The sequence below is a fragment of the Micromonospora sp. LOL_023 genome, assembly GCF_048060115.1.
GTDB lineage: Bacteria > Actinomycetota > Actinomycetes > Mycobacteriales > Micromonosporaceae > Micromonospora_E.
This window is the reverse complement of sequence record NZ_JBHMIM010000006.1, coordinates 70,633-81,545: the sequence shown is the minus strand read 5'-3', so window position 1 is coordinate 81,545 and position 10,913 is coordinate 70,633. Positions and strand designations below refer to the sequence as shown.

Sequence of the window (10,913 nt, the reverse complement as noted above, 5' to 3'; positions counted from 1 at the left end):
GGGTACCGATACGGTGATCTTCCGAAGAATCTCCAGGAAAGGAGTGCCGTGTCGGATCCGTATCCGGCCGCGCCGCCGGTCAAGGCGCGGCCGAGCACCGTCACCATTTCGAGTTACCTGCTGTACCTGATCGCCGCATTACAGGTGATCGGGTTGATCGTCATGTTGCCCACGATCGGCACGACCGAACAGGTCTACACCGACGCGCTCGCCGGCACGGACATGGAAGGCACCGGTGCCTTCATCGTGGTCAGCCTGATCGGTGCGGCGGTCTTCGGGTTGCTGGTCGCCGCCGGGCTGGTGGTGCTGGCGCTGCTGAACAACCGGGGTAAGAATCCGGCCCGGATCGTGACCTGGGTGCTCGGCGGGCTCTTCCTCTGCTGCTCCAGCGGTGGCCTGCTGCTCGGTGCGGCCGGCAGCGCGCTGCCCACCGCGACCAGCACCGACCCGAACCAACCCGATCTGGAGCAGATCGAGCGCGACGTGGCTGCGGCGCTGCCCGGCTGGTACGAGCCGGTCAGCACGCTGATCAGCGTGGTCGGCCTGCTGGCGCTGCTGGCGGCGCTGATCCTGCTGGCCCTGCCGCCGTCGAACGAGTTCTTCCGCAAGCAGCCCGTCGCGTGGGAGCCGCCGGTGCCGGGTGGCGGCTACGGGGGGCCGCCGATGCCCGGTGCCGCCTACCCGGGCACCCCGTCGGCACCGGGCTATCCGCCCGCGCCGGGCTATCCGCCTGCGCCGGGTTATCCGCCGGCTCCCGGTACGCTGCCGGCACCCGGCACGCCGCCTGGTCCAGGGGGGCCGCCGGCCGCCGGAAACCCGCCGGAGAACCCGTCCGGCAACCCGTCCGGCAACCCGTCCGGCAACCCGTCCGGCAACCCGTCCGGCAACCCGTCCGGCAACCCGCCTCCTTCGGGCAGCTGACGGGCAGTCCTTCCCTTCGTTGGAGGTCACGTCGTGGTGGCACCGTCGTCCATGGTCCAGACCGCCCTGGTCACCGGTGCCACCGCCGGCCTCGGTGCGGCGTTCGCCCGCCGGTTGGCCGCCGACGGGTACCAGTTGGTGCTGGTCGCCAGGGATCGCGAGCGGCTGGTCGAGCTCGCGGGTGAGTTGGCTGAGCGGCACGGCACCAGGGCCGAGGCGCTCGACGCCGACCTGGCCACCGAGAGCGGGGTCGGCGTGGTGGCGTCCCGGCTGCGCGCCGCCGATTCACCGGTCGATCTGCTGGTCAACAATGCCGGCATCGGCTTGAGGCAGCAGTTTCTGCGGACCGACGAGGCGGACGAGTTGCGTCTGCTGCGGCTCAACGTGGAGGCGGTACTCCGGCTGACCCACGCGGTGCTGCCCGGCATGGTGCAACGCCGGCAGGGAAGAGTGATTAACGTCTCGTCTGTTGCCGGCTTTGGTCCGGTAGCAGCCGGTTCGACCTATTCGGCGAGCAAGGCGTGGGTGACGAACTTCAGCGAGTCGGTGGACCAGTCGGTCCGCCATCGCGGCGTACGGGTGATGGCGCTGTGCCCCGGCTACGTCCGTACCGAGTTCCACGAACGGGCCGGGATTCGTACCGACGGATCGCCGGGTTGGCTATGGCTGCAGGCCGAGGACGTGGTCTCCGACGGGCTGGCGGACCTGCGGCGGGGCAAGGCGGTGAGCGTGCCGGACTGGCGGTACAAGGTTCTCGCCACTGTGGTGCGTCACGCTCCGCATGGGCTGCTGCGTCGAGCAGTCGGCCGGCCCCGCGGCGGTCAGTGAGCCGGCGAGCGTACCAGCGTGGGCTGGGATTCGGCGGCCACTGCCGCCACCTGCGGTTTTGTGGTGTATGAGCAGCTAGCGACGTGGATGGCAGTTATCGGCGAGTTGCCGGGCCGGCGGCGGGAGACTCAGTGACGCGCAGTACGCTTTGCGGCATGGGGGACCATGACGACCTGCGTAAATTCATCACTGACCTGGCCGTGGTACACGGCAAGGTAGTGCTGTCCTCAGGTCGCGAAGCTGATTGGTACGTCGATCTGCGGCGCGTGACGCTGCACCATGCCGCCGCTCCGTTGGTGGGCCGGGTGCTGCTCGATCTCACCGCGGACTGGGAGTACGACGCGGTCGGTGGCCTGACGTTGGGAGCGGACCCGGTGGCGTTGTCCATGTTGCATGCTGCTGCACAACGGCAGCGTCAACTGGATGCCTTCGTGGTGCGTAAGGCCGAGAAGACGCACGGACTCCAGCGACGGATCGAAGGGCCGGATGTGGTCGGGCGCCGCGTACTCGCGGTGGAGGACACCTCGACGACCGGGGGCAGTGTACTGACTGCGGTCGAGGCGCTACAAGAGGCGGGAGCAGAGGTGGTCGGCGTGGCGGTGATCGTCGATCGAGGGGCCGGTGACGCGGTTCGGGCAGCCGGACTGGCCTACCAGGCCGCCTATACGTTGGCTGACCTCGGCCTTCTGGCCTAAAAGTTTGCCGATTCGGATCTGCTGATATGCAGGCGGATCGATGCTGTTTGGTGGAAGGATGGGTTTCGTGGGAACTGCGTTGGCTGAAATGACCATGCCTCAAATCTCGCCGCTCAACGGCGAGCCGATCGAACGAGCAGACGCTGAGCGACTCGCAGGAGTCCTCAAGGCGCTCGCCGACCCGGCCCGACTCAGGCTGCTCAGCCTGATCCAGTCGGCACCGGAAGGCGAGGCCTGCGTCTGCGACCTCACCGCTCCGCTCGGGCTCTCCCAGCCGACCGTGAGCCACCATCTGCGTATCCTCACCGAAGCCGGCTTGCTGGAACGGGAGAAGCGTGGCGTGTGGGCTTACTACCGGCTGGTGCCGTCCGCGATCGCCACGATCGCGGATCTGCTGACCCCGCCGCGTAAGCGGGCCACCAAGAAGGCTCGCTGACCTGACGGCACCTTGCCTGGTCAACTCGCGGAGGCGGGAGCTGCCAGGCAAGGTGCCCAAGGCCTCGAAGGGACACCGGTGACCTACGTTGCTGGCGACCTGCGGGACCAGCTTGCCTACCTCGGGCGCGACGTCGTGCGCGCCGGTCTCGTCGTGGGCTCCGGCGGTAACCTGTCCGCCCGGCTGCCCGATGGTGACGACTGCTGGGTGACCGGCTCCGGCACCTGGCTCGACCGGCTCGACCGTGCGTCGTTCGTCCGGGTGCGGATCGCGGACGGCTGCCCGCTGCCCGGCGGTCCGTCACCCGATCCCGAGCCGGCCGGTGCCGGGCCACCCGACCTCGGGTTGGCCGGTACCGCGTCGGACGCTGCGCCGTACGGCCAGCAGGCGGGCCCGCCGCACCGCCAACAGGCTGATCGGCCGCTGCCGCCGACCAGTGAGTTGGCGCTGCACCTGGCGGTCTACCGTGCCCGGCCGGACGTGTCCGCCGTCGTTCACCTGCATCCGCAGAGCATGCTGCTGCTGGACGCGCTCGGCGTACCGATCCGGTTGGTGAGCACGGATCACGCCTTCTACCTGCGGCGCGTCGTCACCGTGCCGTTCGCGCCGCCCGGCGGTCAGCGGCTGGCCCAGTCGGTCGCCGACGCGGCCGCCGTCGGCACCAACTGCCTGATTCTGTCCCGGCACGGCTGCTCGGTGTTGGCCGGCACGGTCGAGCTGGCGCACAAGCGCGCGGTCAACCTGGAAGAGGCAGCCCGGCTGACCTACCGGGCGCTGGCCGCCGGTCGGCTCGACGAGTTGACCCCGCTGCCGGCCGACTACCTCGATCAACTGCCCGACCCGGACCACGGCACCGTCTGAGGCCGACCGGGTGCCGAGCGGCGCTCCGACGGTGCGGCCAGCCGAGGATCAGTGGTGGGTGCGCAGCTCCGGTGACTCCTCCTGCGTGACATCCAGGGCGGCCCGGCGCAGCCGACGCTGCTCGATGACCACCATCACGGCGACCACCGCGACGCCCAGCAGCAGGAGCAGCAGCACCGACAGGGCGTTGCCGCCGGGCGCGAGCAGCCCCCGGTCGTCGGTCTGCCACGGCCACAGCGCCCGCAGGCTGCCGACGATCACCCCGGTCATCACCGCCAGGGTGACCCGCCGATGGTGTTCCAGCAGGTACTGCAGCAGCTTCACGAACAGCGTCAACCCGATGAGCATGCCGGCGGCGAAGACCCCTAGGTAGCCGAAGTCCCGATTGTTGACCGCCTCGATGGTCGGCTCGTACAGGCCGACCGTCAGCAGCAGGAACGACCCGGACACTCCGGGCAGCACCAACGCACAGACCGCGACCGAGGCGGCGAGCAGCACGATCAGCGGGTTCGGGTCGATCGACGCCGACGGCAGACCGGTCAGCACGAACGCCGCGATCGTGGCGGCGACGACCGCGAAGACGTCCCGACCGCGCCACGGCTTGCCGATCATCGAGATCGGTACCAGCACCGAGGCCAGCACCAGGCCGAAGAACAGCCCTCGCGTCTGCTCCGGGTACTCCTCCAGCATCGGCTCCAGCAGCGCGGCGGCGAGCAGCAGCCCGGGCAGCATGCCGAGTGCCAGCGGGATGATGACTCCCCAGTGGACCTGGCGGAACTGCTCCCCGCTGCGGGTCCAGCCCTGCCCGCGCGGCACGTCACCGACCGCGTACCGGACCGCGCTGATCAGGTGACCGGCGGAGGCGATGAGCCGTTCGTACACGCCGGTGACCAGCGCGATCGTCCCACCGCTGACACCTGGGATCGCCTCTGCCACCCCGATCGCCGCGCCACGCAGGACGTGGCCGATCCGTTCGCCTACCGACATTCGCAGAACCATACCGGGCCAACGTTCACAGTCGCGGGTCGACCGGCTCGGACTCGCAGGCGAGCACCGCGAACACCAGCTCGTGGCGACGCCACAGCGGAGCATCGGCGGCCAGCAGGTCCAGCGCCGCCAGACCGAGACCGTGCTCACGCAGCGCCATCGCCCGCTTGCGCCCCAACGAGCGGCGCCGCAACGCGGCCAACTGCTCCGGCTCGGTGTACTCCGGACCGTAGATGATCCGCAGGTACTCCCGGCCGCGGCACTTGACGCCGGGCTGCAGCAGCCGCCCCGCGCCGCCCCGCGCGGCAAGGCTGCCGGCAGCGGGACCGCCGGGAGCCGCGGTGCCCCGGGCGGCCGGTCCGGCGTACGGCTTGACCACCATGCCTTCGCCGCCGGCGTCGGTCAGCTGCAGCCACCACCGGGTGGCCGCCGCCACCGCGGTCTCGTCGGCCAGATCGACCACCACCCGTCGGGTCGGGGTGAACACCTGCGGATCGGCGGCCACCAGCAGGTCGACGCAGTCCAGGTGCCAGCCGTGGTCCCGGTCGGCGTACGAGCGGCCGTCGCTGGCCAGCACCGCGAACGGCGCCAGCGTCACCGACTCGGCGTCCCCGACGTACGCCCGGTAGGCGTCGGCGTACCGGTCGACGTCGGCGGACCGGCGGGCCAACCGGTCCCGCAACTGCCCGACCGGCAGCTCACGGGCCGCCGCCGCGTCGAGAGCGTCCAACGCGGCGGGCAGCGCGGCGCGGCCGGCGGCGGCGACGCTGGCGTACTGGTCGCGGATCAGCCCGAGTGCCTTCGCCGACCAGGGCAGCAGCTCGCAGTCGAGCAGCAGCCAGCTGGCCGGGCCGGTGTCGGTGGCCAACCGCTGCCACAACCCGGCGGCGTCGGCCGCCGCCCGGACCCGGGCCAGGAGTGCCTCGGTCTGCCCGTCGGCGGTGAAGAACGGCCGGCCGGTGCGGGTGTGGATCACCCCGCCGCCGGGCCCGAACCGGGGATCCCCGGCCGGATCGCGGCACACCAGCACCACCGCCCGGGAACCCATGTGCTTCTCCTGGCAGACCACCCGATCCACGCCGGCGGCCCGGTAGTCGGCGAACGCCTCCACCGGATGCTCCAGGAATCCCTCCTGCGTCGACGTCGAGCAGGGCGCCATCGTCGGCGGCAGCCAGACCAGCCAGCGGGGATCGACCGCGAAGCGGCTCATCACCTCCAACGCGGCGGCCGCGTTCTCGGCGGCGATCGTCGCGGTGCCGTAGCCGTAGTCGAGGTGCCGCCGGCCGGTGACGTCACCGAGGTCGAGCCCGTCGCTGGGCCGGTCCGACCCGCGCGGGCCGGTGCCGTCGCCGGGCGGCGCCAGCAGCGGCTTCACCGGCGCGTAGTACTCGTGGGCGGCCGGCACCGAGACGAGTTCCCGCGACGGGTACCGCAGCGCGGTCAGCTCGCCGCCGAAGACGCAGCCGGTGTCGACACAGATCGTGTTGTTGACCCACTCCGGGCGCGGCGTCGGGGTGTGTCCGTAGACCACGGTGGCCGCACCCCGGTAGTCGCGGGCCCACGGGTAGCGCACCGGCAGGCCGTACTCGTCGGTCTCGCCGGTGGTCTCCCCGTACAGGGCGAAGCTGCGCACCCGCCCGGAGGCCCGGCCGTGATACTCGGCCTTGAGCCCGGCGTGCGCCACCACCAGCGCGCCCCCGTCCAGCCGGTAGTGGCTGATCAGGCCGTCGATGAACCCGGCGGCCTCGTCGGTGAACTCGGCGGGCTCGGCGGCCAACTGCTCCAGGGTCTCGGCCAGCCCGTGCGAGACCGTCACCTTGCGCCCACGCAGCTTGCGCAGCAGCTTCTGCTCGTGGTTGCCGGCGACGCAGAGCGCGGTGCCGGCCCGCACCATCCCCATCACCAGGCGGAGCACCCCGGGGGAGTCCGGGCCGCGGTCCACCAGGTCACCGACGAAGACCGCGGTACGCCCCTGCGGATGGCGGGCGCCGACCGGTCGACCGGTGTCGTCGCGGTCGATCGCCCAGCCCAGGGTGGTGAGCAGCTGCTCCAGCTCGGCGCGGCAGCCGTGCACGTCACCGATGATGTCGAACGGGCCGGTCAACTCGCGGCGGTCGTTGAACAGCTTGCTGAACCGCACCTGCGCGGTGTCGATCTCGTCGACGCCGCGCAGCACGTGCACCTTGCGGAAACCCTCCCTGGCCAGCCGGCCGACCGAGCGGCGCAGGTCGCGCTGCATCCGGACCACCACGTGCCGGCCGAAGCTACGGTCGGCCCGGCCCTGGGTCCGCTCCCAGCAGATCTGCTCCGGCACGTCCAGCACCAACGCCACCGGCAGCACGTCGTGCTCGCGGGCCAGCGCCACCAGCCCGGCCCGGGCGTGTTCCTGCAGGTTGGTGGCGTCGACCACGGTCAGCCGGCCGGCCCGCAGCCGCTTGCCGGCGACGTAGTGCAGCGCGTCGAAGGCGTCGGCGGACGCAGACTGGTCGTTCTCGTCGTCGGCGACCAACCCCCGGAAGGTGTCCGAGGAGAGCACCTGGGTGGCGGCGAAGTGCCGACGGGCGAAGGTCGACTTGCCCGATCCGGAGACGCCGACCAGTGCCACCAACGCCAGCTCGGGAATCTCCAGCGCGGTCATCGGGCACCGCCTGCCGCACCGGTCACGCCGTCGCGGCTGAAGACGGCCAGCTGGGTCGGTGGTCCGAGCTGCGGATCCACCTCACCCACCGGCTGGTACACGACCCGGTAGCCGTACGCGGCGGCGACGGAGCCGGCCCAGTCGGCGAACTGGGCGCGGGTCCATTCGAAGCGGTGGTCCGGATGGCGCAGGGCGCCGGCCGGCATGCCGTCGTAGCGCACGTTGTACTCCACGTTGGGGGTGGTCACCAGGACGGTGTCGGGGCGGGCGTGCCCGAAGACGGACTCGGCCAACGCCGGCAGCCGGGGCGGGTCGAGGTGTTCGACGACCTCCATCAGCACGGCGGCGTCGTAGCCGCGCAGCCGGTCGTCGCGGTAGGTCAACGCCGACTGCCAGAGCCGGATCCGCTGCTGCTGGCGGGCCGGCAGCCGGTCCAGCCGCAGTCGCCGGGCGGCGAGCTCCAGTGCCCGCGCCGACACGTCGGTGCCGACGATCTCGGTGAACTGCGGCTGGGCGAGCAGTTCGGTGAGCAGCGCGCCGCCGCCGCAGCCGAGGTCGAGCACCCGGCGGGCACCGGCCCCGGTGAGCGCGGCGAGTACGGCGGCCCGCCGGGTCGCCGCCAGCGGGCGAGGCTTGACTAGCTGGTCGCCGCCCGGCTCGATGTTCTCGGCGTCGACGCTGTCGGGTTCGACCGCCGCGTCGGACAGCCGTAGCTCGGCGGCCCGTGTCTCGGCGAGCTTGTCCTCGGCGCGCTGCGCCAGCACCCGGCGGTGGGCCAGGTAGCGCCGGGTGATCAGTCGACGCTCCGGGTGGCCGACCAGCCAGCCTTCCCCGGCGCGCAGCAGCTTGTCGAGCTCGTCCGGGGCGATCCAGTAGTGCTTGGCGTCATCGAGGACCGGCAGCAGTACGTACAGGTGGTTGAGCGCGTCGGCGACCCGCGACGTGCCGGTGAGGGTGAGGTCGACGTAGCGGCTGTCGCCCCACTGCGGGAAGCGTTCGTCGAGCGGGATCGGGTGGGCGGTCACCGCCCAGCCGAGCGGGGTGAAGAGGCGTTCGGCGAGCGCCGCACCGCCCCGGCAGCGCAGCACCGGGACCCGGATGGTCAGCGGCAGGGCGGTGCCGGGCAGCTCCGGCCGGTCGCGGCTCTCGCCGCGCAGCGCCGACCGGAAGACCTTGGCGAGTGCGGCGGCGAGCAGGCTGGACGCGGCGTACGGTCGGTCGTTGACGTACCGGCCGAGGGTGAAACTTTCCGGCATGGCGGCGGTACGCCGACCAGGATGGCGGCCCCGCGCGGCGGCGAGCCGGCCGGGGTCGACGTCGAGCAGCAGCGCGGCGGTGCAGCGCTGCTCGGTCGCCTCCGGGTAGAACACGTGCGCGGTGCCGGTGGGCACGTCGAACGACTGCATCCGGTCGGGATGCTTGACCAGCAGGTAGCCGAGGTCGGTGGCGGGCTGGTGGGTGGTCGTCACGGTCAGCAGCACGGGCATGATCGTGCCAGCCGTCGGCTACCCGCCGACAGCGGTTATCTGCTGAGTGTCAGCGGTAGCCGTCGTCGTCGAGGTCGACGATCCGGGACTGTTCGACCGCGTCCCAGTCGTCGACCTCCAGACCGCGGTGGATCTCCGGCTCCTGGTCGACCGGGTTGGCCGCGACGGACTGCTCGAAGGTGTCGTCCGTTGGTGCCTCGATGTCGCGTTCGTCGGGGGCGAGGTGGTCGGCCGGGGCGAGGTCCTCGTCCGGGTACGTCATGTCGTCTCCGTCGGTTGGGCGGTCGCTGCCACGGTCTGCCCGCTGCCTGATCCACGCTACGGGCTGATCGGGCACTCCGCAGACTGCTGTCCAGAATAAGCCGAATGCCCGCTTCTGTGGGTTGGTGGTTTACCTCAGGTGGCAGGATGGCCGTATGGGATTCGTGATCAGACTCGCGGTCACCGCAGTCGCACTCTGGATCACCACGCTGATCGTGCCCGGGATCGACGTCGCCGGTGACACGGCGACCAACAACGTACTGACGATCGTCGTCGTAGCGTTGATCTTCGGTCTGGTCAACGCGGTGCTCAAACCGGTCATCAAGGTGGTCGGCTGCGTCTTCTACCTGCTGACCCTCGGACTGTTCGCCCTGGTCGTCAACGCGCTGCTGTTCCTGCTGACCGACTGGCTGGCCCAGCAGCTGGACCTTCCGTTCAGCATCGACGGATTCTGGCCCGCCTTCTGGGGGGCGATCGTGCTGGCCGTCGTCAGCTGGCTGATCAGCCTGGTCATCCCGGACAAGTACGACAAGCGCTGACCGGTTCGACCGGACAGGGCCGATGTCGTCGCGGCAACGCCGCTGCGGGATACTGCCAGCTGAGGACAGCGCGGTCCAGCGCAGAAAAGACGAGCATGACAACCGGCCCGTCCGGCGGCCGAATCGGTTCAAAGGAGCGTTCGAAATGCCCATCGCCTCTCCCGAGGTCTACGCCGAGATGCTTGACCGCGCCAAGGCCGGCGCGTTCGCGTACCCCGCCATCAATGTCACGTCCTCGCAGACCCTCAACGCCGCGCTGCGGGGCTTCGCCGACGCGGAGAGCGACGGCATCATCCAGGTCTCCACCGGTGGCGCCGAGTACCTGTCCGGCCCCACCGTCAAGGACATGGTCACCGGGTCGCTGGCGTTCGCCGCCTTCGCCCACGAGGTCGCCAAGAAGTACGACGTCAACATCGCGCTGCACACCGACCACTGCCCGAAGAACAAGCTCGACGGGTTCGTCCGCCCGCTGCTGGCCGCCTCCAAGGAGCGCGTCGCCGCCGGCGGTGCTCCGCTGTTCCAGTCGCACATGTGGGACGGTTCGGCGGTGCCACTGAAGGAGAACCTGGAGATCGCCAGCGAGCTGCTCGCCGAAGCCGCCGCAGCCAAGGTGGTGCTGGAGATCGAGGTCGGCGTGGTCGGCGGTGAGGAGGACGGCGTCGTCGGCGCGATCGACGAGAAGCTGTACACCACCGTCGAGGACGGCCTGGCCATGGTCGAGACGCTCGGCCTCGGCGAGAAGGGCCGCTACATCGCGGCGCTGACCTTCGGCAACGTGCACGGCGTCTACAAGCCGGGCAACGTCAAGCTGCGTCCGGAGATCCTCAAGGAGATCCAGGACGCGGTCGGCGCCAAGTACGGCAAGGACAAGCCACTCAGCCTGGTGTTCCACGGCGGCTCCGGCTCGCTGCTGGAGGAGATCCGGGCCGCGCTGGACTACGGCGTGGTCAAGATGAACATCGACACCGACACCCAGTACGCCTTCACCCGCCCGGTGGTCAGCCACATGTTCAGCAAGTACGACGGCGTGCTGAAGATCGACGGCGAGGTCGGCGACAAGAAGGCGTACGACCCCCGGTCCTGGGGCAAGGCGGCCGAGGCCGGCCTGGCGCAGCGGGTCGTCGAGGCCTGCGAGCACCTGCGGTCCACCGGCACCACGCTGGCCAAGTAACGCTTCCAAGCTTCGCAGCGCGGCGGCCGGCCCGGCATCTTCGGGCCGGCCGCCGCGTCGTCGCTGGTCGGGGCGGGCCGGTAGGATCA

11 protein-coding genes are annotated in these 10,913 nt (G+C 70.9%); 7 read left to right on the top strand and 4 right to left on the bottom strand.

Annotation, left to right across the window (positions count from 1 at the left end):
• The first annotated feature begins 48 nt into the window (after nucleotides 1–48).
• From ACFHVL_RS05185 to ACFHVL_RS05165, 5 genes are all read left to right on the top strand, one after another.
• Nucleotides 49–921 carry a hypothetical protein gene (locus ACFHVL_RS05185; protein ID WP_416625916.1) on the top strand — a complete coding sequence of 291 codons (873 nt, stop codon included), beginning with the start codon at nucleotides 49–51 and terminating at the stop codon, nucleotides 919–921.
• A gap of 51 nt (nucleotides 922–972) precedes the next feature.
• Entirely contained in the window at nucleotides 973–1,749 is a 777-nt protein-coding gene (locus ACFHVL_RS05180) for an SDR family NAD(P)-dependent oxidoreductase (protein WP_416625976.1), read from the top strand.
• Nucleotides 1,750–1,904: 155 nt separating this feature from the next.
• Nucleotides 1,905–2,444, top strand: a complete 540-nt coding sequence (gene pyrE, locus ACFHVL_RS05175) for an orotate phosphoribosyltransferase (protein ID WP_416625915.1) — start codon at nucleotides 1,905–1,907, stop codon at nucleotides 2,442–2,444.
• Between the two features lie 58 nt (nucleotides 2,445–2,502).
• On the top strand, nucleotides 2,503–2,880 hold the full coding sequence (locus ACFHVL_RS05170) for a metalloregulator ArsR/SmtB family transcription factor (RefSeq protein WP_326550550.1): 378 nt from the start codon (nucleotides 2,503–2,505) through the stop codon (nucleotides 2,878–2,880).
• Between the two features lie 78 nt (nucleotides 2,881–2,958).
• The gene (locus tag ACFHVL_RS05165) at nucleotides 2,959–3,741 is read left to right on the top strand and encodes a class II aldolase/adducin family protein (RefSeq protein WP_416625914.1); all 783 of its coding nucleotides are present in this window, start codon (nucleotides 2,959–2,961) and stop codon (nucleotides 3,739–3,741) included.
• 48 nt (nucleotides 3,742–3,789) lie between these two features.
• On the opposite strand, the gene ACFHVL_RS05160 is transcribed toward ACFHVL_RS05165, so the two are convergent.
• Genes ACFHVL_RS05160 through ACFHVL_RS05145 form a run of 4 tightly spaced genes read right to left on the bottom strand, consistent with a single transcriptional unit; the run spans nucleotide 3,790 to nucleotide 9,115 of the window.
• A complete protein-coding gene (locus tag ACFHVL_RS05160) occupies nucleotides 3,790–4,728 on the bottom strand; it encodes a DUF368 domain-containing protein (protein ID WP_416625913.1) in 939 nt (312 codons plus the stop codon).
• A gap of 25 nt (nucleotides 4,729–4,753) precedes the next feature.
• On the bottom strand, nucleotides 4,754–7,366 hold the full coding sequence (locus tag ACFHVL_RS05155) for a polynucleotide kinase-phosphatase (RefSeq protein WP_416625912.1): 2,613 nt from the start codon (nucleotides 7,364–7,366) through the stop codon (nucleotides 4,754–4,756).
• Nucleotides 7,363–8,847, bottom strand: coding sequence for a 3' terminal RNA ribose 2'-O-methyltransferase Hen1 (locus ACFHVL_RS05150; RefSeq protein ID WP_416625911.1), 1,485 nt, complete (start codon nucleotides 8,845–8,847; stop codon nucleotides 7,363–7,365). The genes ACFHVL_RS05155 and ACFHVL_RS05150 overlap by 4 nt, the downstream gene beginning before the upstream one ends.
• Nucleotides 8,848–8,902: 55 nt before the next feature.
• Nucleotides 8,903–9,115, bottom strand: a complete 213-nt coding sequence (locus ACFHVL_RS05145) for a hypothetical protein (RefSeq protein ID WP_416625910.1) — start codon at nucleotides 9,113–9,115, stop codon at nucleotides 8,903–8,905.
• A 154-nt stretch (nucleotides 9,116–9,269) separates the two neighbouring features.
• On the opposite strand from ACFHVL_RS05145, the gene ACFHVL_RS05140 reads away from it, so the two are divergent.
• On the top strand, nucleotides 9,270–9,653 hold the full coding sequence (locus ACFHVL_RS05140; RefSeq protein WP_416625909.1) for a phage holin family protein: 384 nt from the start codon (nucleotides 9,270–9,272) through the stop codon (nucleotides 9,651–9,653).
• 145 nt (nucleotides 9,654–9,798) lie between these two features.
• Nucleotides 9,799–10,824 (top strand): class II fructose-bisphosphate aldolase, encoded by a 1,026-nt coding sequence (fbaA, locus tag ACFHVL_RS05135; RefSeq protein WP_416625908.1) that lies wholly within the window; start codon nucleotides 9,799–9,801, stop codon nucleotides 10,822–10,824.
• Nucleotides 10,825–10,913 lie beyond the last annotated feature (89 nt).

What these genes read in the sequence shown, in the direction of transcription:
- ACFHVL_RS05140 (WP_416625909.1), top strand. Translation starts at nt 9,270, where the DNA reads ATGGGATTCGTGATCAGACTCGCGGTCACCGCAGTCGCACTCTGGATC.
- ACFHVL_RS05180 (WP_416625976.1), top strand. Translation starts at nt 973, where the DNA reads ATGGTCCAGACCGCCCTGGTCACCGGTGCCACCGCCGGCCTCGGTGCG.
- ACFHVL_RS05170 (WP_326550550.1), top strand. Translation starts at nt 2,503, where the DNA reads ATGGGTTTCGTGGGAACTGCGTTGGCTGAAATGACCATGCCTCAAATC.
- ACFHVL_RS05155 (WP_416625912.1), bottom strand. Translation starts at nt 7,366, where the DNA reads ATGACCGCGCTGGAGATTCCCGAGCTGGCGTTGGTGGCACTGGTCGGC.
- fbaA (WP_416625908.1), top strand. Translation starts at nt 9,799, where the DNA reads ATGCCCATCGCCTCTCCCGAGGTCTACGCCGAGATGCTTGACCGCGCC.
- ACFHVL_RS05145 (WP_416625910.1), bottom strand. Translation starts at nt 9,115, where the DNA reads ATGACGTACCCGGACGAGGACCTCGCCCCGGCCGACCACCTCGCCCCC.
- ACFHVL_RS05160 (WP_416625913.1), bottom strand. Translation starts at nt 4,728, where the DNA reads ATGTCGGTAGGCGAACGGATCGGCCACGTCCTGCGTGGCGCGGCGATC.
- pyrE (WP_416625915.1), top strand. Translation starts at nt 1,905, where the DNA reads ATGGGGGACCATGACGACCTGCGTAAATTCATCACTGACCTGGCCGTG.